Annotated in this window: 20 protein-coding genes; 6 read left to right on the forward strand and 14 right to left on the reverse strand. The window is 67.0% G+C overall.

The window, feature by feature from the left end; translation table 11 throughout:
- Positions 1-48 precede the first annotated feature (48 nt).
- Positions 49-2,775 carry a TonB-dependent receptor gene (locus tag QP512_RS11710; protein ID WP_286068707.1) on the reverse strand — a complete coding sequence of 909 codons (2,727 nt, stop codon included), beginning with the start codon at positions 2,773-2,775 and terminating at the stop codon, positions 49-51.
- Positions 2,776-2,991: 216 nt separating this feature from the next.
- Here QP512_RS11710 and QP512_RS11715 point away from each other — a divergent pair, with 216 nt between their 5' ends.
- Positions 2,992-3,591 carry a GNAT family protein gene (locus QP512_RS11715; protein ID WP_286068708.1) on the forward strand — a complete coding sequence of 200 codons (600 nt, stop codon included), beginning with the start codon at positions 2,992-2,994 and terminating at the stop codon, positions 3,589-3,591.
- Here the strand turns inward: QP512_RS11715 and QP512_RS11720 are convergent.
- Positions 3,588-4,364: a CDP-diacylglycerol diphosphatase gene (locus QP512_RS11720; protein WP_286068709.1), complete on the reverse strand. Its 777-nt coding sequence runs from the start codon at positions 4,362-4,364 to the stop codon at positions 3,588-3,590. The two genes, QP512_RS11715 and QP512_RS11720, sit on opposite strands and share 4 nt — an antisense overlap.
- 68 nt (positions 4,365-4,432) lie before the next feature.
- Positions 4,433-5,089, reverse strand: coding sequence for a decarboxylase (locus tag QP512_RS11725; protein ID WP_286068711.1), 657 nt, complete (start codon positions 5,087-5,089; stop codon positions 4,433-4,435).
- 170 nt (positions 5,090-5,259) lie between these two features.
- Here QP512_RS11725 and QP512_RS11730 point away from each other — a divergent pair, with 170 nt between their 5' ends.
- Positions 5,260-5,556 carry a hypothetical protein gene (locus tag QP512_RS11730; RefSeq protein WP_286068713.1) on the forward strand — a complete coding sequence of 99 codons (297 nt, stop codon included), beginning with the start codon at positions 5,260-5,262 and terminating at the stop codon, positions 5,554-5,556.
- Positions 5,557-5,672: 116 nt separating this feature from the next.
- Here QP512_RS11730 and QP512_RS11735 read toward each other — a convergent pair whose 3' ends face one another.
- The 7 genes from QP512_RS11735 to QP512_RS11765 all read right to left on the reverse strand — a co-directional run bounded on the left by QP512_RS11735 (position 5,673) and on the right by QP512_RS11765 (position 13,519).
- Positions 5,673-6,557 carry a hypothetical protein gene (locus tag QP512_RS11735; RefSeq protein WP_286068715.1) on the reverse strand — a complete coding sequence of 295 codons (885 nt, stop codon included), beginning with the start codon at positions 6,555-6,557 and terminating at the stop codon, positions 5,673-5,675.
- A gap of 111 nt (positions 6,558-6,668) precedes the next feature.
- Positions 6,669-8,369, reverse strand: coding sequence for a D-lactate dehydrogenase (dld, locus tag QP512_RS11740; RefSeq protein ID WP_286068717.1), 1,701 nt, complete (start codon positions 8,367-8,369; stop codon positions 6,669-6,671).
- Positions 8,366-9,505 carry an FMN-dependent L-lactate dehydrogenase LldD gene (lldD, locus tag QP512_RS11745; RefSeq protein WP_088026305.1) on the reverse strand — a complete coding sequence of 380 codons (1,140 nt, stop codon included), beginning with the start codon at positions 9,503-9,505 and terminating at the stop codon, positions 8,366-8,368. The genes dld and lldD overlap by 4 nt, the downstream gene beginning before the upstream one ends.
- A 4-nt stretch (positions 9,506-9,509) precedes the next feature.
- Positions 9,510-10,274, reverse strand: coding sequence for a transcriptional regulator LldR (gene lldR / locus QP512_RS11750; RefSeq protein ID WP_286068721.1), 765 nt, complete (start codon positions 10,272-10,274; stop codon positions 9,510-9,512).
- 53 nt (positions 10,275-10,327) lie between these two features.
- Positions 10,328-11,986 carry an L-lactate permease gene (gene lldP, locus QP512_RS11755; RefSeq protein ID WP_286068723.1) on the reverse strand — a complete coding sequence of 553 codons (1,659 nt, stop codon included), beginning with the start codon at positions 11,984-11,986 and terminating at the stop codon, positions 10,328-10,330.
- Positions 11,987-12,181: 195 nt separating this feature from the next.
- On the reverse strand, positions 12,182-12,634 hold the full coding sequence (locus tag QP512_RS11760) for an MgtC/SapB family protein (protein WP_005410036.1): 453 nt from the start codon (positions 12,632-12,634) through the stop codon (positions 12,182-12,184).
- A gap of 126 nt (positions 12,635-12,760) precedes the next feature.
- Complete coding sequence (locus QP512_RS11765) at positions 12,761-13,519, reverse strand: SDR family NAD(P)-dependent oxidoreductase (protein WP_286068730.1); 759 nt, start codon at positions 13,517-13,519, stop codon at positions 12,761-12,763.
- Positions 13,520-13,959: 440 nt separating this feature from the next.
- Here QP512_RS11765 and QP512_RS11770 point away from each other — a divergent pair, with 440 nt between their 5' ends.
- Complete coding sequence (locus QP512_RS11770) at positions 13,960-14,913, forward strand: AraC family transcriptional regulator (protein WP_286068732.1); 954 nt, start codon at positions 13,960-13,962, stop codon at positions 14,911-14,913.
- Between the two features lie 122 nt (positions 14,914-15,035).
- Here QP512_RS11770 and QP512_RS11775 read toward each other — a convergent pair whose 3' ends face one another.
- The 3 genes from QP512_RS11775 to QP512_RS11785 all read right to left on the reverse strand — a co-directional run bounded on the left by QP512_RS11775 (position 15,036) and on the right by QP512_RS11785 (position 18,913).
- Positions 15,036-16,946, reverse strand: a complete 1,911-nt coding sequence (locus QP512_RS11775; RefSeq protein WP_286068734.1) for a CocE/NonD family hydrolase — start codon at positions 16,944-16,946, stop codon at positions 15,036-15,038.
- A 222-nt stretch (positions 16,947-17,168) separates the two neighbouring features.
- Positions 17,169-17,555, reverse strand: a complete 387-nt coding sequence (locus QP512_RS11780) for a DUF4440 domain-containing protein (protein ID WP_286068736.1) — start codon at positions 17,553-17,555, stop codon at positions 17,169-17,171.
- A complete protein-coding gene (locus tag QP512_RS11785; protein WP_286068738.1) occupies positions 17,555-18,913 on the reverse strand; it encodes an MFS transporter in 1,359 nt (452 codons plus the stop codon). The genes QP512_RS11780 and QP512_RS11785 overlap by 1 nt, the downstream gene beginning before the upstream one ends.
- A 104-nt stretch (positions 18,914-19,017) precedes the next feature.
- Between QP512_RS11785 and QP512_RS11790 the strand changes: the two genes are divergently transcribed.
- Positions 19,018-19,923 (forward strand): LysR family transcriptional regulator, encoded by a 906-nt coding sequence (locus QP512_RS11790; protein WP_286068739.1) that lies wholly within the window; start codon positions 19,018-19,020, stop codon positions 19,921-19,923.
- A gap of 180 nt (positions 19,924-20,103) precedes the next feature.
- Here QP512_RS11790 and QP512_RS11795 read toward each other — a convergent pair whose 3' ends face one another.
- Positions 20,104-22,899 carry a glycoside hydrolase family 3 C-terminal domain-containing protein gene (locus QP512_RS11795; RefSeq protein ID WP_286068740.1) on the reverse strand — a complete coding sequence of 932 codons (2,796 nt, stop codon included), beginning with the start codon at positions 22,897-22,899 and terminating at the stop codon, positions 20,104-20,106.
- A gap of 336 nt (positions 22,900-23,235) precedes the next feature.
- Here QP512_RS11795 and QP512_RS11800 point away from each other — a divergent pair, with 336 nt between their 5' ends.
- Together QP512_RS11800 and QP512_RS11805 are read left to right on the forward strand one after the other, a co-directional pair.
- The gene (locus QP512_RS11800) at positions 23,236-23,670 is read left to right on the forward strand and encodes a VOC family protein (RefSeq protein ID WP_286068742.1); all 435 of its coding nucleotides are present in this window, start codon (positions 23,236-23,238) and stop codon (positions 23,668-23,670) included.
- 270 nt (positions 23,671-23,940) lie between these two features.
- Positions 23,941-24,645 (forward strand): AraC family transcriptional regulator, encoded by a 705-nt coding sequence (locus QP512_RS11805; protein WP_345783086.1) that lies wholly within the window; start codon positions 23,941-23,943, stop codon positions 24,643-24,645.
- Position 24,646 lies beyond the last annotated feature (1 nt).

A 24,646-nucleotide genomic window follows, 5' to 3' on the forward strand; every position in this document is an offset into this window, starting at 1 on the left:
TCCTGACGAAAAGCCCGGCATTGCCGGGCCTTTCGTTCGCCTGCTGGATCAACGGAACCGGTAATCCAGCTGCACCCAGTACTGACGGCCGTAGGGGTCGTAATTGCCGACCGGGTAGAACGGCCAGCCGCCTCCGTTCCTGTCCGCCGGCGGGCGGCTGTCGCGCAGGTTGTTGACGATCACGCCCACCGACAGATTCTCGCAGAACTGACGGAACACGCTGGCGTTGTACGTCATGTACGGCGCGATGCGGCCACTGCCATCGGTCTTCGGCAGCGAGCCGAAGCGATTGCCGTACAGCGTGGTGGTCCAGTCACCCTGGTTCCAGGTGATGCTGCCATTGGCCTTGCTGCGCCACTGGTAGTCATCGAGCGAATTGCGGATGTCACGCTCCGGATCATCGGAGAACTGCCGGTATTTGTGCTCCAGCACCACCGTGTAGGCCAGGCGCGTGGTGAATCGGCCATAGCGACCGGCATCGAAACGCCAGTTGCCCTTCAGGTCCAGGCCGCGCACCGATTCAGAGGCGGCGTTGATCGGATTGATCAGCACACGGGTCACCTGGTCCGGCTGTACGGTTGCATTGGACGGATTGCGGATCACCCGCGACAGCGCGTCCTGGCACAGTGGTGAACCGATATCGCGTGCTTCGCCCCCCAGCGTGCGACCCAGACGGCAATCGGCCTCGTCGCGCAGGATGCGGCTGGTATCGAGGCTGGTCACCTCGTTGTCGATGCGGATGTCGTAGTAGTCGGCACTGAAATCCAGCCCGGACAGCGGCGACCAGACCACGCCGAAACCATAGGATTTCGCGGTTTCCGGCTGCAGCTGCGCGTTGGCGCGGTTGCTGTAGTCGATCGACAGGCCGTTGTAGTCGCAGTTGTCGTACGACTGGCCTGCGGTGCGGCAGCGCCAGTAGTCGGTCATGCCCGGGTTGTAGCCGCGGGTCTCGGTCGCGAACACGTAGTTCATGTCCGGCGCCCGGAAGCTGGTCGCAGCAGAGCCGCGGATCAACAGGCTCTCGATCGGGCGGAACTCGACGCCGAAACTCCAGGTCGCCTTGCCGATGTGCTCGCCGCCGGCACGGTACTGGTCATAGCGACCGGCCAGGGTGGTGGTCAGCGACTGCAGCAGCGGCAGCTGCAGCTCCACGCCGGCGGCATAGCGGTCGCGCTCGCCACCGGCACCGATGCCGGCGCTGGTGTTCCAGAACTCGCCGGTGCCCAGTCGCGGGTCCGGGCGATTGCGGTAGCCCTGGCTGCCGGCCTCGACCACCGCGGCCAGCGCGGCATCACCACCGGGCAGCGCAAACAGGCGGCCATTGACGCTGGCGCTGAAGGTCTGCAACCACGCCGCATTGCGGCTTTCCTGGTAGCCGGACAGGCCCTGGTACTCGTCCGGCGTCAGCGGCTTGAACAGCCGTGCCGGGTCCGGCGCATAGACCTCCACGCCATTGCGTACGCCCAGCTTCGGGCCCAGCAGGTATTCATTGATGCCGGCCAGCAGCACCGGGCGCCGGGTGCGGTTCTCGTAGCGTGAGCGGCTGTAGACCGCTTCATAATCCCAGCCACTGTCACCGATCTGGCCGCGCGCGCCGACGTTGAACGACCACGAGTTTTCCAGGAAACGATTGGCATTGCGCGGCAGGCCGCCGATTTCCTCGGGCGCGAAGCGGCGGTACCAGCTTTCCAGGTTGCCGGTGGTCTGGTTGTAGAAGTAATTACGGGCCGAGGTCCAGGTGGGCGCACGGGTGTTGTTGGTGATGCGTGCGCTGCCCACGGCCAGATCGGCGAACAGGTCGGTGGTCTCGTTGACGTGGAAGGTCAGCAGGCCGTAGCCGTTGAGGTTGCGCTTCTCGGTCTGCACCGTCCAGTAGCTGGCGGCGGCCTCGTTGCTGCCGCAGTACCAGCCCTGGCGCGGGTTGAAGGCGCGGAACACGCTGCCGCCATAGATGTCCGACGCCGCGTCACAGCCATTGGCGCCCGGATCGATGTTGCGGCCGGTGGCGGCGTTGCGGCGATATGCGATCGCCGTCGCCTGCGGCGCCTTGCCGGTCGGATCGTCCTCCAGCGAATCCATGAAGTCGCGCTGACGCGCATGGATCGCCTTGCGCACGTCGAACTCGAAGCCGAACAGCGCATCCCAGCGCTCGCCGGAACTGCCACCGACCACCTGCACGCGTTGGTTGTCGCCACCGCCTTGCTGGGTGCCGCCGGCGCGCACGTTCACATCCACACCTTCAAAGCGATCCTTGAGGATGATGTTGACCACACCGGCAATGGCATCGGAGCCGTACACCGCCGACGCGCCGGCAGCCAGTACCTCGATGCGTTCGATCAGCGCACTGGGAATGTTGGCGAGGTTGACCACGTTCACCGAGCCTTCGTAGGCCAGCGGGTAATCGGCCTGGCGGCGGCCGTTGACCAGCACCAGCGTGCGGTTCGGGCCCAGCCCGCGCAGGTTGATGGTGTTGGCCGCGGGCGTGAAGGTGTTGCCGAAGTCCTCACCCTGCACGTTGCCGGTGTTCTCGGTCAGTGCGCTCAGCGCATCGAACGCATTGCGGTAGCCCTGCGCGTCGATCTGCTCGCGGCTGATCACCGTCACCGGCGACGGCCCTTCGACGCTGGCGCGCGGAATGCGCGAGCCGGTGACCTTCACTTCCTGCAACGACGTGGGTGCGCTTTCCTGCGCGAAGGCCGGCAACGAGACCAGCATCAGGGACGACAGCGCGAGCACCAGCGGACGCGGGCGCAGCGCCTTGGGGGAGGCGGACATGGGCTTCCTGGGAAGTTGGGCGGGTGGTACGGGGCCGGAGGCCTGTGCGGCGCATAACGATCCCGTAACGAAATTGTCCTGAGTGGGTGGTTTCAACGGAAATGACCAGCCCTGATGGGCTTATGCCTGAACCGAATCAGGCTCCGTCCGGTGATCGCCCCGTTTTTGCAATCTTTTGAATGGTCTGGCGAACCGGGCATTGCCATCGTTCCAGGGATGATGACCCCGTATCCCACATCCGAGCTCCCCGTTCTCCGACCTGTGTCGCGCCGCCATCTGCTGCAGCTGCGGGTGGCTCCGGTCACCCTTCGCCCGTTCCAGCGAACCGACCTGCCGAGCTGGCGCCTGTTCGACGACCGCCGCCGCCGCGGCCGGCATCTTCAGCCCGGCATCGACGAAGAAGCCCGCTTCCTGGCGCACATGCACCGCTCACGCCTGGAGCAGGACAACGACCAGCTGATGCTGGGCGTATTCGATGACGAACACGGCACCGTGCTGGACCAGTTGCACGTCCGCCTGCATTCGCTGCATTCACGCTGCGCCGAGCTGCTGTCACTGCAGCATTGGCATCCCCACACCGATGCGACGCTGCAGGCCCTGTGCCCGTTCCTGTTCGAGGACGTTGGCCTGCACCGCCTGTTCGTGATGCTGCCGCCGTACTGCGGCGCGCCCTTTGCCCACGCGCTTCGCGCCAGTGGCTTCCAGCAGGAAGGCGTGTTGCGCGATCAGCACCTTGGGCCGGATGGCTGGCAGGATCGCCAGCTGCTGGCGCTGACCGCACCGATCTGGCGCAGCCAGCACCAGGCGGGGGATTAGCGCACCCGCTCCAGCGCGTCGCCGGCACCGGTCAGCACCGTGCAGGCATGGTCCTGCAGCTCTTCGCCGCTGGCCTCGTTGCCGCTACCCGCGTCGACGCGGGTGGCGAGCAGGATGAAGCCCGGTCCAGCCTGCACGTTGTCCCGGCCAGCCACCACCAGGCTCCATTGGCCGACATCGTCCACGCCGCTCAGGTCATAGGCGAGCAGGTTGAGCGGATTGGCGGTCAACTCCGCGCCCGGCAGCAGCCGGGCCTGGTACTGATGGCCGCGCAGCAGCACCGGCAATGGCGTCCACCGCGCCCCCAGAGCACCGGCATGTGCATCCAGGGCCTGCAGCACATCCGCACGCAGGCAGTCGACGTGGATGTGCAGCTGGTGCTGAGAGCGGCCGTGGGGTGAATTCAGCGCCAGGCTGGCAACGCTGCGTGGCAGTGGTTGGCCCAGAGCCCGTTCGGTATGGCTGCGGGCCTGCCAGGCTGCGGCAAAGTAATTCGGCGCTCCGCGCTGGTACAGCGCGAGGTTCTCGATTCCGCTGACCTTGTCCAGCGGCATCAGCAGGAACTGGTAGTCACCGTGCGCGTCCTTGACCAGCACATCGCGGCGGTCCGCCGCAGCGTCAACCCGCAGGCAATCACCCCGTGGGCCTTCGGCGCCACGGCAGTCACGCTCGATCAATCGCCACAGCGCATCGGAATGCGCCGGCGGCGGAGGCGCGCTGGCACAGGCGGACAACAGCAGCAGGGACGACAGCAGGAAGGGGCGCAGGGACACGGCAACGGCTCACGGAACAGACACGGCAGACGGCGCCGCGCCGCATTCTAGCCAGTGGAGTGCTGCAATCAATAAGTGCCGAACGGCACTTCAACCACGATCGGGGCGGCGCCCTCGCCTGCCTGCAGGGTGTAGCGATCCAGCGCACCATCGTCGTCGGCATGCGGCTGGCGCTGGAAATGCAGCGGATAGCGGCTGTCGCCCAGGCGCACCGCGCTGCCATCGGCGTCCAGGGCGGCGCCTTCGGGGATCAGCAGTCCCCCCAGATCGCTGTAGGCACCCGGTACATCGGCGAAGCTGTAGTCGGCCAGCTCGTCCACCCGCTGCATCGCGTAGACGTGCGGAACATAGGGACGTGCCGGGCTGCGGCCATTGCTCAGGTCGGTCACCCAGGCCTGCGGCAGGTGGTACTGCTCACGCAGCGCGGCCACGCCCAGCGATGGACTGGCCACCTGCAGGCAGCACACCGTGCGCTTGCCTTCGCGGTCGAGGATGGCGAAACGGTCGCCACGGGTCGCCGCCTGCGGCAACATGGCAAAGGCCAGATTGCGCTGCGCAGGCGCGTAGCCCGCTTCGGTCTGCAGGTTGCGCCAGGCCCCGAACACCGGGGGATCGACCGGCGCGGGTTCCGGATCGGCAGCGGAGGCGGCAAACGCCACGCCCAGCATGGACAGCACCCGTGCCATCGTCGTCCTGCCCTTGTCGCGGAAACTGCCTGCCGTCATACCGTGTCCAACACCTGCGCCGGAATGGCCCGGCCTGCCCGCTGGCGCACTGCCAGCCATTCCTCCCACTATGCAATGGCCACGCTCTGCCGGCAATGACCGTGATGCTGACGCCTTTCGCACGCCGGGTGCTATCGTTCCCGCCATCTCCCCTGCGCAGGAGCGCTCGCATGTCCACCCTCCGTCTGTTCCTGTTGCTGCCGGCCTCGGCCCTGCTGCTGTCGGCCTGCGTCAGTACGCCCGGCCCGCAGGTAAAGGGCAGCGGCCGGTGCGATGCCAGCCAGCTGGGCTGGGCAATCGGCGAGCCGGCCAACGAACCCAACATCCGCCGCTTGTCTGCCGAAAGCGGCGCCGGCCTGGTCAACCCGATCGGCCCCAGCACCATCACCACCAAGGACATCCGCCAGGATCGCCTGCGCGTGTACGTGGACAAGGACAACATCATCACCGCCACCCGCTGCGAGTAAGCGCCGCTTCGGTTTTTGTAGAGCCGAGCCTACGCTCGGCTGCGCTTCCGTGACAGCCGAGCGTAGGCTCGGCTCTACAGAAAACGCGGGTCGAGCATGGCTCGGCTTTCCAGGGCTCAGGGTTCGGTATAGCCGGCGCAGTCCGGCAATGCCTGGTCGGGGTGGAACATGCCCTCGCGGAAGCGGAACAGCCGCGTATAGGTGCATGCCGGATCCTGCTCGGTGCGCAGGTCCTTCTGCTTCAGCGGCCCTTTGGCCAGCGAATCCTCGAAACGTGAGACGCCGGCCGGGAACCGGGTCGCCACGGTCTGGTAGCGCAGCACGGGCATGCCCTGCCCTGCTGGATCCAGCGCCAGCTTCGCCGAAAAGCTGTATTCATCGTGGCAGGCGCCTGCGCGATGCTTGCTGTCCTGCTCGCTGAAACAGGCGCGGATCATCGCATTGCCCAGCCATGGCACGGTCAGCACGTCGTCGTCCACCTGGATGTCGTCCTGCAGGTGGCGCACGCGTGCCAGTTGCAGCGTGGACGCGTCGGCACCTCCACCGGAATACATGGTGCTGAACGTGACGATGCCGCCCACCAGCACATTCTGGCGGACGCGCTGCTGCGGGTCGGTCACTGTTTCATCGCTGCCCACGCCCGGGGCCAGGCGCACGATCCAGGGCCAGAGCTTCAGCTCGCTTTCCTGCGGCACATCAATGCTGACGTGATAGCTGTGGGGCTTGCCTTGGCCCTGCACTTTTTCAAGCACTTCAAGCAGGGTGGGCCGATCACCCTCCTCGGCTGCGGGCTGCACGCGCACGCACCAATGGCCGTCCCGCGTGCAGTCATAAAGCCCTGACGGTCCGGTCTCATTCGCGATCAGCACCTGCCCCAGCGGCTCCATCACGTTGCCGGCGGCATCGCGCTGCTGCGGCAGGATCGCGCTCTGGGCCAGCGCCAGCAACGGGGTCGCCAGCAATGCAGCGCACAGGGTGGCGCGGGCGATAGCGGTGGGCATGGACGGCTCCTCCGTATGGGCTTCCGATGGTAAGCGCTGCCCGGGCGGCGTCGAGCCATGCTCGACCGCTTGTCACCACAAGCACCAGCCGAGCACCGGTTCGGCTCTACATCATCCGCAGTCGCAGCCACCCCACCCCTTGGCCTTCGAGGTCTGGCCGATGCCCGGGTTGAATGTATTGCTCGGATCAAGCTGCCGGTAGAAGCCCGCCAGCGCCGGCTTGGCCGGATACAGATGGCCGACATTGTGCTCGGCCGGGTACTCGGCACCACGCTTGTCCAGCAATGCCCACATCGCATGCTCGATCGCCATCGGGTCTTCACCCTTGCGCGCGATGTAGTCCTGATGGAACACGTGGCAGAGGAAGTGCCCGTAATACAGCTTGTGCAGCAGGCGGCCGTCGATATCCGCCGGCAGCTGCTCGAACCAGTCGGCGTCGTCACGCCGCAGCGCGATGTCCAGCGCGACGATGTCCTGCACCTGGTCACGATGCACTTCACGGTAGCGCACTGCGGCACCGGCCACGGCAAAGCGATGCAGGAACGCCTTGCGTCCCTCCTCCGCCGTGCAGTGGAAATAGCCGCCTTCGTGGCCAGCGAAGAAATCGCGCAGCCAGGCTTCGGTTTGCGCTGCGTCCTGCGCGGACACCTTCAACAGCAGGTGATGCTCATAGCGCTGGCGGAACTCACCCATGCGCTTGGGCAGGTGCGAGGGCAGCAGGCCCGTCAGCACCTGCATCACCCGATCGGTCACGCCGCGCAGGCCCAACCGCTCGAACCAGCCATCAATGCGGCTCTTCAGCGCAAACGCGGCCGGCACGCGGGAAGTGCCAAGGCGGTCGATCAGCAGGAAGCTGTCCTTGCCGTAGCGCTCGCCGATGTCATAGGCATCCCGGTGGATGTACTCGCCGGCAATCGGCAGCCGCTCGAAGCCGGTCAGCAGCTGGCGACGGATCGCGGTGAGGCTGCCGGCGCGGTTGCTGCCAATGTAGAAGACCTCGGCGGCCTCCTTTTCGAAGGTGTCCAGGCGCACCGCGAACACCGCCAGCTTGCCGGCCGAACCCGCGGCTTCGTAGTGACGACTGGGATCGGCGTTGAAGCGTGCGGGGGTATCGGCATCGACCTTGCGTACTTCCTCGGCATAGCGTGGATCGGAAGCCGCACGGCCGTCGCCATCGCCTACGTCGGCGGCCGTGTAGTCACCGGCCTGCAGGCGCTGCAGGATCTGCTCGGGCGTATCACCCAGCGCGATACCCAGATGGTTGACCAGCTGCAGCTGGCCCTGCGCGTCGACCTGCGCGTACAGCGCCAGTTCGGTATAGGCCGGGCCACGGCGCACCAGCGCACCGCCGGAGTTGTTGCAGATGCCGCCCAGTACCGAGGCGCCGATGCAGGACGAGCCGATCACCGAATGCGGTTCGCGGCCGAGCGGCGCCAGGGTCTGCTCCAGCCGGTCCAGCGTGGCGCCGGGCAGGCACAGCACCTGGCGGCCTTCGTTCAACAACTGGATGCCGGTCAGGCGCAGCGTGCTGACCAGCACGACCGGGCGACCGTAGTCGTTGCCATCCGGAGTCGAACCACCGGTCAGCCCGGTATTGGCTGCCTGCAGGATGATCGCCGCCCCACCCTGCACCGCCGCCTGCAGCACGCGCCACAGTTCCAGCAGCGTGCCCGGGCGCACCACGGCCAGCACCGGGCCATCGCCGAAACGGTAGCCGCGACGGAAGCGCCGCGTGGCCTTGTCACCGGTCAGTACATGGCGGCTGCCGACCGCGTCGCGCAACTGCGCCAGCACCGTGTCGTGACTGCTCACGGCAGGCTGACCAGTGAATCGCGGCCGATGTCGGCAATACGGTGCGCACCAGTCAGTGTCATCGCCACGCGCATTTCCTTGGCGATCAGGTCCAGCAGATTGGCTACGCCCGCCTCGCCCTGTGCGGCGAGCGCATAGACGAAGGCACGGCCCAGCAACACGGTATCGGCCCCCAGCGCCAGCATGCGCACCACGTCCAGCCCGGTGCGGATGCCGGAATCTGCGAGGATCTTCAGATCGCCCTGCACCGCGTCGGCAATCGCCGGCAGGGCGCGTGCGGTGGACAGCACGCCGTCGAGCTGGCGACCGCCGTGGTTGGAGACCACGATGCCATCGGCACCGAACTTCACCGCATCACGCGCGTCGTCCGGGTCGAGGATGCCCTTGATCACCATCGGGCCCTTCCAGAACTCGCGGATCCACTCCAGGTCCTTCCACGAAATGGACGGATCGAAGTTGCTGCCCAGCCAGCCGATGTAGTCCTCCAGCCCGGTCGGGTTGCCACGATAGGTGGAGATGTTGCCCAGGTCATGCGGACGCCCGAACAGGCCCACGTCCCACGCCCAGTGGGGATGGGTGATGGCCTGGCCGATGCGGCGCAGCGAGGCGTTCGGGCCGCTCATGCCGGAGTGCGCATCACGATAGCGCGCGCCCGGCACCGGCATGTCCACGGTGAACACCAGCGTGGTCACGCCCGCGGCCTGTGCGCGCTCCAGCGCGTTGCGCATGAAGCCACGGTCGCGCAGCACATACAGCTGGAACCACATCGGCCGCTGGATGGCGGGGGCCACTTCCTCGATCGGGCAGACCGACACCGTGGACAGGGTGAACGGGATGCCGCGGCTGTCGGCCGCGCGCGCTGCCTGTACTTCACCGCGCCGGGCATACATGCCGGTCAGGCCGACCGGCGCCAGCGCCACCGGCATCGCCAGTTTTTCGCCGAACAGCTCGGTTTCCAGGCTCAGGTCGGACATGTTGCGCAGGATGCGCTGGCGCAGCGCGATGTCGGACAGGTCGGAAACGTTGCGCTTCAGCGTGTGCTCGGCATACGCGCCGCCATCGATGTAGTGGAACAGGAACGGCGGCAGCCGGCGTTGCGCTGCGGCACGGTAATCGGTGGAGGCGGAAATGATCATGGGGTCAACCGTGTGGGGAAGGCAGACGTGAGGCCCGCGCACGCCGGGCCTCGTTGTCATCGAGGGTGCGCAGCGTGGTGTGCACGAACTCGAGGTGGGCATGCGCGGCGGCGCGCGCGCGTTCCGGGTCGCCGGCCAGCACCGCATCCATCATCTCGCGGTGCTGGTCGGACAGCGGCGAGAAGGTCCTCGCCGAGGTATAGAGCTTCTCGCGGCTCTGCGAGATGTTGGTCTGCAGCAGCTCGAACAGGCCACGCATCACCTGCAGCAGCACCAGGTTATGCGAGGCTTCGGCGATGGACAGGTGGAAGGCCGCGTCGGCCTGCGCTTCACTGGTCGGGTCGTCCTTGCCGTGCGCGTCCATCATGGTCTGGAAGGCCTGCGCGATGCGCGTGCGATCCTCGTCGGTGGCACGCAGCGCCGCATGCCAGGCGGTGGCACCTTCCAGCGCGTGGCGGATCTCCAGCACGTCGAAGCGGTATTCCGGGTCGCCCTGGAACAGCGGCAGGTACGGCGCCAGCGGTTCATCCAGCGCCTGCCGCGCGCGCGCCGCAGGTTCGGCTACATAGGTGCCGCCACCGACGCGTGCGGTCAGCAGGCCTTGGCTGGCCAGCTGCGCGATCGCTTCGCGCAACGCCGTGCGCGAGACCCCCAGCTGCACCGCCAGGGTGCGCTCGGCCGGCAGCCGGTCACCGGGCTGCAGCCGTTGTTCCTGCACCAGGCCGCGCAGCTGTGCGGCCACCTTGTCGGAAATGCGTTGCATGCTCATGGCGCCATTGTGGCCCGAAGCACGCGGCAGAGGGATGGCCGGCGTGGCATGGCTCAGGGAATCATCCAGGTCAGCCAGTAGGCCTGGGCCAGGGTGATCAGGCCGACCATCGTGGTGAAGACCAGGCTGTGCTTCACCGTGAAGCGGAACAGGTCCGATTCCTTGCCGGCCAGGCCGACCGCCGCACAGGCAATGGCGATCGACTGCGGCGAGATCATCTTGCCGGTGACACCGCCGGTGGTGTTGGCCGCGACCAGCAGCACGTCGGACACGCCGATCTGCTGCGCGGTGGTGGCCTGCAGTGCCGAGAACAACGCATTGGACGAGGTGTCCGAACCGGTCAGGAACACGCCCAGCCAGCCCAGGAACGGCGAGAAGAACGGGAACGCATCGCCGGTGTGCGCCAGCGCGAGGGCGAGCGTGGCCGACAGGCCCGAATAGTTGGCGATGAAGGCGAACGCGAGCACCATGCCGATCGAGTAGATCGGCATGCGCAGCTCGCGCACGGTCTCGCCGAAGGTCTGCACCGCCGAACGGGCCGGCATGCGCAGCGCGATGATCGCGATCACCGCCGCGAGGATGATCGAGGTGCCGGTGGCAGAGAACCAGTCGAATTTATAGACCGCCTCATAGCTGAGCGGCGCGTCCACGATCGGCGGCATCTTCTGCACCAGCTGGTCCAGCCCCGGCACCGGAATCTTCAGCACCCAGCTTTCCAGCGGGCCGCCGGCCGCGAACAGCGACTTGAACGGCTTGATGCTCCACAGGGTGACCATTGCAGTGAGGATCAGGAACGGCGACCACGCCTTGGCGATCTGGCCAACGCTGTAGCGCGGCGCTTCCAGTGCCTGGGCGGCCGCCTCGGCGCTGGTTTCAGTGTCGAAGCGGAAGATCCGCACCGGCTTCCAGCGGCGCAGGAACAGGGTCAGGCACACCAGCGACGCCAGCGACGCGGTGATGTCCGGCAGTTCCGGGCCGATGAAATTGGAGGTCAGGTACTGGGCGATGGCGAACGAGCCGCCCGCAACCAGCACCGCCGGCCAGGTTTCCTTGATGCCGCGCCAGCCATCCATGATCGCCATGATCCAGAACAGCACGATGATGGTGAGGAAGGGCAACTGGCGGCCCGCCATCTGGCCAATCTCGAACGCATCCAGCCCCGTGACCTGCCCGGCCACGATGATCGGAATGCCCATGGCACCAAAGGCCACGGGCGCGGTGTTGACGATCAGGCACAGGCCAGCTGCATACAGCGGCTTGAAGCCCAACCCGACCAGCAGCGCCGCGGTGATCGCCACCGGTGCGCCGAAACCGGCGGCACCTTCCAGGAAGGCACCGAAGGCGAAGCCGACCATCAGCATCTGCAGGCGCTGGTCTTCGGTGACCGACAGGATCGAGGCGCGGATGATGTCGAACTGCCCGGTCTTGACCGAGACCTTGTACAGGAACACCGCGCCGATGATGATCCAGGCGATCGGCCACAGCCCATAGACGAAGCCGAAGCCGGCCGCACCCAGTGCCTGGGTCAGCGGCATGCGGTAGAACAGCAGCGCAACGCCAAGTGCGATGGCCACGGTGATGGTGCCGGCCAGCCAGCCCTTCATGCGCAGCACGGCCAGGGCAACGAAGAAGAACGCGATCGGCAGCAGCGCGATCAGGCTCGACAACCACAGGTTGCCGGCGGGGTCGTACAGGTGTTGCCAGGGCTGCATGAAGACTCTCGACTGGATGCGGAAGGTGCCCCACCGCAGGCGGTGGGTCGCCGTGACTGACGAATATTGGTCTTACCAATAAGGGTTTCGATCAGACCACTCGCAACGGATTTAACCGTTACTCCGACGAAGAGCCTATTAGACCATAGCGCTAGATGCCATATTGGTCTTACCATTCCAGAAACTCGAGATTCCTCACGAGATCCGTTTCTCCAACCGCCGCATCACCGCCAGCACCAGCACGCACAGCACGCTGACGCCGATCGCAATCACGTATTTGCCGATACCCACGGCGATGCCGATGGCCGCGGCCATGATCAACGAGCTGGCAGTGGTCAATCCGCTGACCTGGTCTTCGCGCGAGCCGCGCAGGATGGTGCCGGCGGCAACGAAGCCGACACAGGCCACCACCGCTTCGATCAGACGGACCGGGTCGACCTGCAGCAGGTCGCGATAGCGCTCCTGCTGGAAATGTTCGGCGACCGAGTCGCCGAGGCCGACGATCAGCGCAGCGGCCCCGGCGATCAGCATGTGCGTGCGCAGGCCGGCGGCGTGCTTGCCCATTTCGCGCTCGACACCGAGCACACCGCCGAACAGCATCGCTGCGGCCACGCGCAGCAGGATCGAGACATCCTGGGTGAGTTCCATGGGCAGGCTCCGGGAGTTTCCCGGAGCGTCGCGTGGCGATCGTGGGACGGGGGTGAAGGCGATGGCACGCCTTCTTCACCGCATGCGCTCATCCACGCATGCCGTGGATCCACTGACCGCATCCGCTCACTGCGCCAGATACCCACCATCGATGGCGTAGTAGGCGCCGGTCGCGAACGAGGCATCATCGCTGGCCAGCCAGGCCACCAGCGCCGCCACTTCCTCGGCCGTGCCCAGGCGCTTCAGTGCGTGGCGCCCTTCCAGCGTCATGCGGACCTTCGGGTCCATCTTGTCCAGCAGCGGCGTGCTGATGAAGCCCGGGCCGACCGCATTGACACGGATGCCGTCGCCCGCATGCTCCCAGGCTGCGGTCTGGGTCAGCCCGACAACGCCGTGCTTGGCCGCCACATAGGCCGTGGACCCGGCATACCCCACCTGGCCCAGGATCGAGGCCATGTTGATGATGCTGCCACCCGTGCCGGCCGCGCGCATCGCCTGGATCTGTGCACGCTGGCACAGGAATACGCTGGTCAGATTGACGTCGATCACGCGCTGCCAGCCATCAATCGGATAATCGCCACTGCTGGCTGCCGGCCCGCTGATGCCGGCGTTGTTGACCGCGATATGCACGCCGCCCAGCTCCTTCACCGTGCGCGTCACCGCCGCCTCCACCGCGGCCTCGTCGGTGACGTCCAGGGCAATGCCGATCGCCTGCGTGCCACCAGCCTGCAGCGTCGCCACGGTGGCGTCCACCGCGTCCTGCTTCAGGTCCCAGACCGAAATGCGGGCGCCGGATGCCGCCAATGTCTGCGCCACCGCCAGGCCGATGCCGGATACGCCGCCGGTCACGATCGCGGTCTTGCCGGTGAGCTGGTAATCAATCATCTGTGTTCTCCATCAGTGGGGGGTCTCGGTGCGGCATGCAGCCGCCAACCGATCACGCTACGCGCCTGCACGTGACGACCGGGCTGACATCGCGCACGCATGCGATCGTTCCACTGATAAAACCTCAACTCATGTTGATGTATGGAATTGCGTACGGATATGCGTGCAAAACGCTTCCGTATGTTTTCCGGATATTTCAATTTGGCCGTATTTACCAATCGTTTTGACCATATTGAAATCAAATACGGGTGAATCAAGGCGACAATGGGAAACGTTTCCAGCTACTTCGACACACACTCATCCCAACCTGGCGTTTCCCCAGCTCTCCGGCATCCCGTTGCCGCCCGCATCGCGGCGGGTAACGGTCGGAGCTGCGCCTGCATTGCAGTGCGCATCCGCAAGGCACCGCCAGCGTCCACCTCCTGCGCATGTGCCGAGCAATGTCCCGATATTTCACTTTTGCCGATTACCGCCGCTTCGGTCACCGCCACGGCTTTGATTACCGCGCCGACCCGGAACACCTGCGTGACGACCAGTGGGCCGGCCATGGCGAGGTCAACGAGCAGTTCCTGCGTGGTGGCATGAGCCTGATCGCGTCCGACGTGCATAATCGTTTCCCGTACGTCGCCACGGCCCAGCAGAGTCCCGGGCTGGCCATCCGCGTGATGCTGCAGGGCCAGGTGGATGTACGCATTCCCCAGCGCAGTGGCTTCACCCTGCGCGCGGGCACTGCGATGACCGCGCACCACCGCGAACAGGTCGAAATGACCGGCGCGCATCCCGGCGAAACGCGCATGCGCGGCGTCAGCGTGATGGTACCGGCGGAGATCGATCCGGATCTGTTCCAGCTGCCGCAGCTGCACACGGCGCTCAGCACTCACCTGGAATGCCGCCACTGGGCGATTCCGCACACGCTGCTGCCGGTGCTGGGCCAGTTGTTCGACAGTCCCTGGCAGGACGGCATCGACGCGCTGTGGCGCGAAGGCGTTGCCCTTCAGCTGCTGGCCGTCGGCCTGCAGGCCGAGGATCTGCAGACCGAGCCTGTGCGCACGCTGCGCGCCGGCCAGCGCGAACGGCTGGAGCGTGTACGTGCCTACCTGCACGATGATCCCAGCCACGCCCACAGCCTGGTCGAACTGGCCCAGTTGGCCTGCATGAGCCCAAGCTCGCTGCGCCGCCATTTCGCCCAGCAGTACGGCTGTTCGGTATTCGACTACCTGCACGAACAGCGCATGCGCCATGCCGAGCAGGGCCTGCGCGAAGATGGCTGGACGGTCGAGCAGGCCGCTGCCGCCAGTGGCTACCGTCATCCCAGCAATTTCGCGGCGGCGTTCCGCAAGCGCTTCGGTCTGGTGCCCAGTCGCTGGCGCACCGGCCCGTCGAAGATCGGCTGAAAGCCTGTGCACGGTGGGTGTCGACCTTGGTCGACACGCTTCGGCACCATGTCCGATGCCGGCCAGCGGCCGGCACCACCACGCGCCGCCGGGCATGGCCCGGCGCCCCCTCCCCCGGCGCCTCAATACACCGGCAGATCGATGTAGCTCGCCTGCGCTGCGCTGTGCCAGACCCGCTGCGTGGCCTTCTGGTAATCGCCCGGCTTGGCCAGGTAGATGTTCGGCACGTAGGTCTGCGGATTGCGGTCATACAGCGGGAACAGGCTGGACTGCACCTGCACCATCACCCGATGCCCCTTCTGGAACGTGTGGTTGGCGTTGGGCAGGTCGAAGCGATACGGCAGCACCTGGTTGGCCGCCAGCGGCTTCGGATCGCTGAAGCTCTCGCGGTAGCGGCCGCGGAAGATCGCCAACGACACCGGCAGCTCATAGCCCCCCATCTCCGGCGTCGACGCTTCCTGGTCCGGATACACGTCGATCAGCTTCACCACCCAGTCGCTGTCGGTGCCACTGGTCGAGGCCTGCAGATGCACCACTGGCGCGCCGCCGATGCGCAGCGGCGCGGTCAGCGGTTCGGTGATGAAGGTCAATACGTCCGGGCGACCATCGACAAAGCGCTGGTCCTTGACCAGCCAGGTGGTCCACATGTCCCGGTCACCGAAGCGGACCGGACGCGGCACGAACGGCACCGGCTTGGCCGGGTCGGACACGTACTCCTCGAAGTCACCCTCGCCCGTCGCCGGCGCCTGGAATGCCAGCTTGCCGCCGGCGCGCAGGTACAGCGGCTTGCTGCTGGCGGCACAGCCCTTGTCGCAGCTGCGCGGCCAGCCCTTCAAGCGATCCCAGTGGTTTTCGCCGGTGTTGTAGATCAGCACCGGCGGCGTGTCGGCCTTCGGCGCACCGTCCACCAGGTACTGGTCGAAGAACGGCTTGAGTACATCACGGCGGAACTGCAGCGCGGTATCGCCGTCGAACTTCAGCGCGCCCAGCTCGCTGGCGCTGTAGTTCACCTGGCTGTGTCGCCACGGGCCCATCACCAGGTAATTGCGGTTGTTGCCACTGTCGCGCCCTTCCATGGCCTGGTAGGCGTGGTTGGCACCCCACATGTCCTCCTGGTCCCACAGGCCCTGCAGCCACATGGTCGGCACCTTCAACGGCGTTTTCGCCATCACCGCGTCCAGCGCCTGGCCCTGCCAGAAGCCGTCATAGGCCGGGTGCTCGACCAGCTTCTTCCACCAGGTCAGCTGGTCCACGCCGGTGAAGCGCGCATAGTCGCCAGCCGAACCGATCCGCAGGAACGTGCTGTAGTCGTCGTAGCCGAGGCTGGGCAGCGGCGTACCCTTGCCGCGCTTCTCGGTCTGCATCGCGAAATAGTTGAAGTTGACCTGGCGGAACGCGCCGTAGTTGAGCCAATCGTCCCCCATCCAGCCATCGACCATCGGGCTCTGCGGTGCCGCCACCTTCAACGCCGGATGCGGGTCGGTCAACGCCATCACCACGGTGAAACCTTCATAGGACGAGCCCAGCATGCCGACCTTGCCGTTGCTCTCCGGCACGTTCTTCACCAGCCAATCGATGGTGTCCCAGGCGTCGGTGGAATGGTCGACCTGGGTGTTGTTCAACGGCCCGCGCAAGGGCCGGGTCATCACGTAATCGCCTTCGGAGCCGTACTTGCCACGGATGTCCTGGAACACACGGATATAGCCGCCATCGACGAACACCTCGTCACCCTGTGGCAACAGGTCGCGCATGCGCGGCGAATCACTGCGGCTGGCGCGACCGGCAGCATCGTAGGGCGTACGGGTCAGCAGGATCGGCGCATTACGTGCGCCCTTGGGCACCACGATCACCGTATACAGCCTGGTTCCATCACGCATCGGCACCATCACCACGCGCTTGTCGTAGTCGCGGCCGACATCCGGGGCGACGAAGGGCTTGCCGCTGATGTCCGGGGTCATCGGCGGGGTATCGGCGGCCAGCACGCTGCTGGACAGGCAAAGGGCAATGGCTACAGCGACGGCACGCACACGCATGGACAACCCCTCCCGGCAGGAAAGCCTCAAGCCTACTCCTGCGCTGTGCCGTGAAGTGTGTGCAGGCTTTGCATTCTGCGGCGGGAGCAGGCAGGACTGATGGCACATGTGCTGCCCGACGGGCACCCACCGATCTGACCGTTGTAGAGCCGAGCCCACGCTCGGCTGCTTTTCACGCAGATTGCGGCGGCCCCAGCCGAGCGTGGGCTCGGCTCTACAACATCAGGCCGCCGTCACTTCATGCAGCGCCAGCCAGCGCCAGCGTCCGGCTTCCTGCCGCAGCACCGCCAGCGACTCCCGCCAAGCAGGCGTGCCGCCATCGATCGAATGGCCCTCGCGATAACGCAGCACCGCCAACGGTGACGGCGCGTCCACGGCCTGCACGGCCTCGATGCTGATCCGCAACCCGGCGCGCGCGCCATGGCCTCCCACGAACAGCGCCTGCACGGCATCGCGATCCAGCCGCCGCCCCGCGATGCCGACCATGCTGAAGTCCGCACTGAAGTGCGCCATCAGATCCTCCAGCGCATCGGTGCCGACGTCGGCACGGAGCCAGGCCTGCAGCGTGTCGTGCAGGAGGTGGATTTCATGTTCTGCAGTGGTGTCCATCAGGCATTCCCGGGTTGCGAAAGGGAAACAGAGTGCGAGCGGCGCAACAGCGCCATCGGCAACAGCGTCATTGCGGCGGCAAGGCCCAGCGCCACGCTGGTGGCTTGTGCCGGCAGCCACTGCATGGCCAGCGCCAGCAGCAGCGCGATGGCGGCGGTACCCAGGCAGAAGCTGAGCTGGCGGTTGAGGTTCCATAGCGCGCTGGCGTCGCCCAGCGCCTCGCCCTCGACACCATTGAACGCCAGCGTCTGCGCGGTGCTGCTGCACAGGCTGCCACCGGCGCCCATCAGTGCGAACAACAACGCAGCCAAGGTAAAGGCCGGCTGTGGCAGCAGCGCCATCAGCAGCAGGCCGCTGGCCTGAAGCAGCATGCCCACGCGCAGTACCGTGGCCGGGCCGAAACGGGCCAGCAGGCGTTTGCTGGCAGTAATCGCCACGGCCGAGGCCAGCGCCCACGGCAGCATCAATGCGCCGATGCGCGCGGCGCTGTAACCGGCCTGGTGCAGCTGCAGCGTGCTGACCAGCTGACTGCCGATGAACACGCCGGGCACTGCCAGATACACCAGCATTGCCAGCCGCAGCCCGCGATGGGACAGCAGCGACCAGCGCAGCAACGGGTGCGCCTGCCGTCGTGCATGCCGCAGGTGGAATGCCGCCAGCAGCAATGCGATCAGCAGCAATGCGGCACCGGCGGCCCGATGGCCGGGTTCGCCCAGCCAGGTCAGCGCCAGCAGCAGCGCGCCCAGCGCCAGCATCGCGGTGGTCAGCGCATAGGCCTGCAGCCGCGGCGCACCTCGTGTGCCATCGGTCGGCATCCAGGCCAGCACCAGGCCGATCGCCACCGCCGCCAACGGCAGGCTGGCCCAAAGCACACCGCGCCAGGACAGCCACTGCACCAGCAATCCGCCCAGGGCTGGCGCCAGGGCCGGCACCAGCAGCGCCACCAGCAGGATGCGCCGGGTCAGCGCGCCACGCTGGTCAGGCGTGCATTGCCGGTAGGCCGCGGCCTGCGCCACCGGAATCAGCAGGCCACCCGCCAACCCCTGCAGCAGGCGCCAGCCCAGCAGCCAGCCAATGCCTGGCGCAGCACCGGCCAGCATGGCGGCGACGGCGAAAACCAGCAGCGCCACCAGCAGCAGGCGCCGTTCGCCGCAGCGTGCGGCCAGCCACGGCGCCAGCGGAATCACCACGCTCAGGCCCAACATGTAGGCGGTACCGACCCAGGCCAGGCCGCCGATGTCGGCCTGCAGCTCTGCCGCCAGCGCCGGATAGGCAACCGTGGCGATGAACATGTTGACCAGGTCCAGGGCGAATACCAGCAGGAAGATCGCCTCATGGCGCAGGCGGGGGGACGGCATCGACGGCGCTCCATCAGAGAAGCGGCCAGCATGCCGAGTTGGCCTTGTTTGAAAAACACGACGACAGCTGCAACACTGTCAAACATAGTTTGACAATGAGCCCCATGGTCAGCCTCGATCGCTTCGACATCTTCCGCGCCGTGGTCGAGGCCGGCAGCCTTACCGCGGCCGCCGACCGCCTGGGCCTGAGCCGCGCGGTGGTCAGCTTCAACCTGAAGCGGCTGGAGCAGGAACTGGGCGTGACCCTGCTGCTGCGCAGTACCCGCCACCTGGCCCTGACCGAGGCGGGTGAACAGTTCCTGCAGCACTGCGTGCAGGCGCTGGACGCCGCCCAGGCGGCGATCGATGCCGCGCGCCGCGACCAGCACCAGCTGCAGGGCGTGCTGCGCCTGACGACCACGGCGGAGTACGCCCAACTGCGCCTGATCCCGGCGCTGGAGGCGTTTCGGACGCGGCACCCGGCCCTTCAGCTGCACCTGTCGACCTCACCGGCACCGGCAGACCTGATTCCTGAACGGTTCGACCTGGCCATCCGCCTCGGCCGCCTTCCGGATTCAGGGCTGCATGCCAGCGAGCTGGAACGCCATCCATTGTGCGCGGTGGCGGCTCCATCCCTGCTGGCACGCCTGCCCTCTACCGATGCGGCCGATGACCCGGCCCAGCTGGGCACCCTGCCCCGCCTCGGCTATCCGCGCCTGGCCGATGTGCCGGTGGTCGCGCCCGACGGCAGCGACGCCTTGTTTGCCACCAACCCGGGCAATGCAGTGGTGCGCGTGGATGGTGCCAGCAGCCTGCGTGCCTTCGCCCTGGCCGGCGCCGGGGTCACCGTGCTGCCACGTTGGCTGATCGAGGACGACCTGGCCCAGGACCGCCTGCGCCCGGTGCTGCGCCAGCACCGCTTCCCGCAGCAGAGCGTGTACGCGGTCTACCCGCACAGCACGCAGCCCTCGCCGAAGGTGCGTCAACTGATCGATTTCCTGCGCGGGTGGTTTGGCAGCGCGCCCGGGTGATGACGGCGTCCGCCGGGCGCGGCGTTCTGTAGAGCCGAGCCCACGCTCGGCGCCGTTCTACAACAGCCGAGCATGGGCTCGGCGCCACAGTAGATATCCGGTAGCGCCGGGCCGTGCCCGGCGAGCGCAGCGGCGATCTACAAACGGACACGGCCCCTTACGGGGCCGTGTCTTCAAGCATCAGCGCAGCACCTGCTCCACCAGCTGCACGTCCACGCTCTGCAGCGGTTCGGCGGCATTGCGCGACAGCTGCACCTGGTAGGTACCGCCGTCGATCTTCCACTGGCGGGCCTGCGCATCGTAGTGGGCCAGGGTCTTAGGCTCGGCTTCGATGCGGATGCGGCGCTGTTCGCCCGGCTGCAGGCTCACCTTGTCGTAGCCGATCAGACGGATCGGCGTGGCGCTGCCGGCCGGCAGCTTCAGGTACAGCTGGGCCACGTCGGCACCGGCGCGCTTGCCGGTGTTGCGGATGTCGACGCTGGCGACCAGGCGCGAACCTTCCACGCTGACTTTCAGGTTCTTATAGGCGAACGAGGTGTAGGACAGACCATGACCGAAGGCGAAGGTCGGGGTCAGGCCCTTGGCCGCCATCCACTTGTAGCCAACGTTGGCGCCTTCGATATCGAAATCGAACACATCACCGAACGGCTTGGCTGGCTTGAAACCGAGGCCGTCGATATGCGGGCGCGGCAGCTGCGATTCGTCCACCACCCAGGTCACCGGCAGGCGACCGGACGGGTTTGCCTGGCCGGTCAGCAGCGCGGCGATGCCTTCACCACCGCGGATGCCCGGGTACCAGGCCTGCAGCATCGCCGGCACCTGCGCCAGCCACGGCGTGCGCACCGGGCCGTTGGTTTCCAGCACCAGCACGGTCTTCGGATTGGCCTTGGCCACCGCCGAGATCAGGGCGTCCTGGTTGTCGGGCAGCTGCATGTCCGGCAGGTCCACCGATTCGGCCGCCCACTGGGTGGCGAACACGATGGCGACGTCGGCCTGCGCGGCCGCCTTGGCCGCCGCAGCGGCGTTGGTGCCGTCCACGTACTCGATGGTCGCGTCCGGGCGCGCCGCACGCAGCGATTCCAGCGGCGAGGACGGGTGGAAGATCACCGGGCCCGGCCAGGTGGTCGGCAGCACGCCCGGCACCGCATTGGTGCCCTTGGCGGTCACGCCCACCATCGACGAACCACCGCCACCGATCACGCCCTTGTCGGCGTGGCCACCGATGATGACGATGCGCTTCACCGTGTCGGCCAGCGGCAGCAGGTTGCCTTCATTGCGCAGCAGCACGCTGCCCTCTTCCACCGTGCGCTGGGCCACGGCGAAGCCGGCCTCGGCATCGACCTTCTGGTGCTGCGGCGGGTTGTCGAAGTTGCCATGCAGGAACATCGTGCGCAGGATGCGCGCGACCATGTCGTTCAGGCGCGCCTGCGGCACCACGCCACCGTGCACGGCCAGGCGCAGCGGCTCATCGAAGAACACCGCCGCATCGAACACTTCACCGGCCGACTGCTGGTCGAGGCCGGCCAGCGCGGCCTTCGAACCACTGTGCACGCCACCCCAGTCGGACATCACGAAACCAGGGAACTTCCATTCCTGCTTCAGCACCTGGTTCATCAGGTAGCCGTTCTCGCAGCCGTAGGTGCCGTTGATCTTGTTGTACGAGCACATCGCCACGCCGGGGCGGCCGGCTTCCAGCGCGATCTCGAAGGCCAGCAGGTCCGACTCGTGCATGGCCTGTTCGCCGATGCGCACGTCGTGGAAGTTTCGGCGGGTCTCCATGTCGTTCAGCGCGAAGTGCTTCATCGAGGAGATCACGTGCTGGCTCTGCACGCCCTGGATCAGCGCGCCGACCATCGAACCGGCCAGCAGCGGGTCTTCACCGGCGTATTCGAAATTGCGGCCGTTGCGCGGGTCGCGCTGCAGGTTGACGCTGCCTGACAGCAGGATGTTGAAGCGCTGCTGCCATGCCTCGCGGCCCATCGTGGCGCCACCGGCGAAGGCCACTTCGCGGTTCCAGCTGGAGGCGGTGGACGGGCCGGACGGCATGGCGGTGGCGAAGTCACCCGGACGGATACCACCGGGATTGGTCACGCCGACGCCGGCATCGGCCGACTGCTGCGACGGGATGCCCAGGCGCGGCACTGCCGGCACGAAGCCGGCCGAACCGACCGCGCCCTCCGGCAACGGACCACCGTCCTTGCCCAGCCCGAAGTAGCTGTGCAGCATCTGGAATTTCTCGTCCTCGGTCATCGCCTTCAGCAGCAGCGCAGCGCGCGCATCGGCGTTGAGGGTGGTGTCCATCCACGGCCTGTCGCCATGTTTGTCGGCGGCATAGGCCAGGGTCAGCAGGGTGGCACGCAGCGTGCTGCCTTCCACCTTGAACGGTGAACTGCTGGCCGCCTGGAAGCCGTCGCTGAAGTAGCTGGCGTCAGCTTCCAGCGCCACACGCGCCGGATCGAAGCCGGCGGCCTTGGCCGATTCACCGGCCACCGCGCCGAGCAGCACCGCCGGTGCACCCAGCCGCGAACGGGTGACCAGCGCTGGCAGCTGCGCGGCACCTGCGCCGGCATCGGTATAGACCGCCACCGTGTGGCGGCCATCGTCCAGGCGCAGGTAGTTCAAGCCTGGCTGGTCAGGACCGGACTCGGCAGCAATCGGCAGCCGGGTCAGCACGGCTTGGCCGCGCTGGGTCTGGCCATCGTCCTTGCCGGCGGCGACGAAGCGGTATTCGTAACCCAGGCCATCGGCCAGCACCTGCAGCGGATCGACCTGGCCGATGCCGCGCTGCACCTGACGCACGCTCACCGCGTCCACCTTCAGGCTTTTCAGCTGCGCGGCCAGGGCCGGCATCGCCTCGGCGTCGGGTGCCTGTTCCAGGGTCAAGACAGTGAAGGCTGCGGGATCGGCCCAAGCCGGGGCGGCCAGTGCGGCAGACAGGGCAAGGGAGAGAGCGAGCGGCTTTGTAAACGTTTTCATCGGCAGGCGTAATTCCGTTGCCAAGGCAATCGGTCCAGGGAAAGTGCCGCCGAAGGGTGCAGCGTTCATGCCGCGCAGGGGTTGCCAGGCAACCTCCCGCAGGCCGAAGGACGGGCCGGTCTGCGCGCGGGACCCTCCTCCCGGCGTGACAACCTGCCTGTCCGGGCCGCGCAGGGCGACCCAATCCTGTGAAGATTGTGGGAGGGCGTTCACACCTGTCAACAGGACCTAAGTCACAGGCGTATCCCGCGGCTGGTTATCAGGCCATCACCGGCGGTCATCAGCGCGCCGTGCGGGGCTGCCGATAATGAGGGTCCCTGGCCACGAACCGAGCCCATGACCGTACATCGCGACTTCGACCATCTCTGGCGCGACCGCTGTGATACCTCCAGCCAGCGCGCGCCGCGCGTGCTGATCCGCGTGTTCGTGGCGCCCGGTGAGCTGGAGCGCAGCGTGGCCTTCTACGAGCAGTTGCAGGGACTGGTGGCCGATGCCGGGTTTCCATTCCCGGAGGCCGGGCTTCGCCTGGCGATGGTGGGTGCGTTCCTGCTGATCGAAGGCAGCGACGATGCGCTGGCGCCGTTCACCTCCACCACCGGCACCCTGCTGGTCGATGATGTGCGGCCCTATCACGACCGGTTGGTGGCGGCCGGGGCCGAGATCATCTTCCCGCTGCAGGTCGTGCCCACCGGTGCGGCATTCAATGCGGTGCATCCCGATGGCACGGTGGTGGAGTACGTGCACCATCGCCCGGACCCGCACGGCCGGTGAGGGGACGGCCGGGCTGCCGCCCGGCACCCGCTGACGTCAACGTCAACGTCAAAAGCCTGCATTCCGTGGGATGCCGGGGCACTGTGGGTCTGCGGGGACGGCGCAAGTACGTCCATGTAGCCTTGGTCGCCGCATCCATGCGGCTCACACCCCGCACACCCACAGTGCCCCGCCTTCGACAGCTCGCTGGTGGCCAGTAGATCCACGCCATGCGTGGATGCTTTTCAAATCAACACGCGATATTCGATTCCGGTGGAGATCCATCCACGCATGGCATGGATCTACAATTGCGCCATGCCCCACCCCGCCCTGCCCTGGACCGGCACCCTGCTGCTGGATGCACACACGGCCCTGCTGCAGGGCCACGCCGGTGACAGCGGCACGCACGCGCACTATGCCCACCAGCTGCTGATCAGCGATGGCGCACCCTGGCAGGTGGAAATCGACGGCGTGGCACGGCACGGACAGCGCCTTTGGCTGCCCTCCTTCGTACCGCACGCCATCGTTTCGGCGCCACAGGACGGCTGCACGCTGTTCCTGGAACCGACCCACGCTGATCTCGAGCAGATCCAGCAGCAGCTGCCCACGCTGCCCACCGCCATCACCGCCCTGCGGGAACGGCTGCCGCAGCTGAGCCGTGCGCAGGCGCTGGACCGCCGCGTGCAGATGGCGCTGGAACGCATCACCCAGCACCTGCCCGGCCCGGTGCCGGCCGCCGACATCGCCAAGGCGGCACATCTGTCGACCAGCCAGCTGCACCGTCGTTTCCAGTCCGACCTGGCGGTGACCCTGCGCGGCTGGGTGCTGTGGCAACGCTTGCGTGCCGCGCTCGCGCACCACCTGCAGGGGCACAGCCTGACCGCCAGCGCGCATGCCGCCGGCTTCGCCGACCTGGCCCATCTCTCGCGCAGCCTGCGCCGCATGTTCGGCATCGGTGCCGCACAGCTGCAGGGCCTGCAGCTCCACGCGGCCTGAC

This window comes from Stenotrophomonas sp. 57 (genome assembly GCF_030291075.1).
Lineage (GTDB): Bacteria > Pseudomonadota > Gammaproteobacteria > Xanthomonadales > Xanthomonadaceae > Stenotrophomonas.

Coding starts and splice junctions, on each gene's coding strand:
- QP512_RS11710 (WP_286068707.1), bottom strand. CDS start 2,775: ATGTCCGCCTCCCCCAAGGCGCTGCGCCCGCGTCCGCTGGTGCTCGCG.
- QP512_RS11715 (WP_286068708.1), top strand. CDS start 2,992: ATGATGACCCCGTATCCCACATCCGAGCTCCCCGTTCTCCGACCTGTG.
- QP512_RS11725 (WP_286068711.1), bottom strand. CDS start 5,089: ATGACGGCAGGCAGTTTCCGCGACAAGGGCAGGACGACGATGGCACGG.
- QP512_RS11730 (WP_286068713.1), top strand. CDS start 5,260: ATGTCCACCCTCCGTCTGTTCCTGTTGCTGCCGGCCTCGGCCCTGCTG.
- QP512_RS11735 (WP_286068715.1), bottom strand. CDS start 6,557: ATGCCCACCGCTATCGCCCGCGCCACCCTGTGCGCTGCATTGCTGGCG.
- lldD (WP_088026305.1), bottom strand. CDS start 9,505: ATGATCATTTCCGCCTCCACCGATTACCGTGCCGCAGCGCAACGCCGG.
- lldR (WP_286068721.1), bottom strand. CDS start 10,274: ATGAGCATGCAACGCATTTCCGACAAGGTGGCCGCACAGCTGCGCGGC.
- lldP (WP_286068723.1), bottom strand. CDS start 11,986: ATGCAGCCCTGGCAACACCTGTACGACCCCGCCGGCAACCTGTGGTTG.
- QP512_RS11760 (WP_005410036.1), bottom strand. CDS start 12,634: ATGGAACTCACCCAGGATGTCTCGATCCTGCTGCGCGTGGCCGCAGCG.
- QP512_RS11765 (WP_286068730.1), bottom strand. CDS start 13,519: ATGATTGATTACCAGCTCACCGGCAAGACCGCGATCGTGACCGGCGGC.
- QP512_RS11770 (WP_286068732.1), top strand. CDS start 13,960: ATGTCCCGATATTTCACTTTTGCCGATTACCGCCGCTTCGGTCACCGC.
- QP512_RS11775 (WP_286068734.1), bottom strand. CDS start 16,946: ATGCGTGTGCGTGCCGTCGCTGTAGCCATTGCCCTTTGCCTGTCCAGC.
- QP512_RS11780 (WP_286068736.1), bottom strand. CDS start 17,555: ATGGACACCACTGCAGAACATGAAATCCACCTCCTGCACGACACGCTG.
- QP512_RS11785 (WP_286068738.1), bottom strand. CDS start 18,913: ATGCCGTCCCCCCGCCTGCGCCATGAGGCGATCTTCCTGCTGGTATTC.
- QP512_RS11790 (WP_286068739.1), top strand. CDS start 19,018: ATGGTCAGCCTCGATCGCTTCGACATCTTCCGCGCCGTGGTCGAGGCC.
- QP512_RS11795 (WP_286068740.1), bottom strand. CDS start 22,899: ATGAAAACGTTTACAAAGCCGCTCGCTCTCTCCCTTGCCCTGTCTGCC.
- QP512_RS11800 (WP_286068742.1), top strand. CDS start 23,236: ATGACCGTACATCGCGACTTCGACCATCTCTGGCGCGACCGCTGTGAT.
- QP512_RS11805 (WP_345783086.1), top strand. CDS start 23,941: ATGGCATGGATCTACAATTGCGCCATGCCCCACCCCGCCCTGCCCTGG.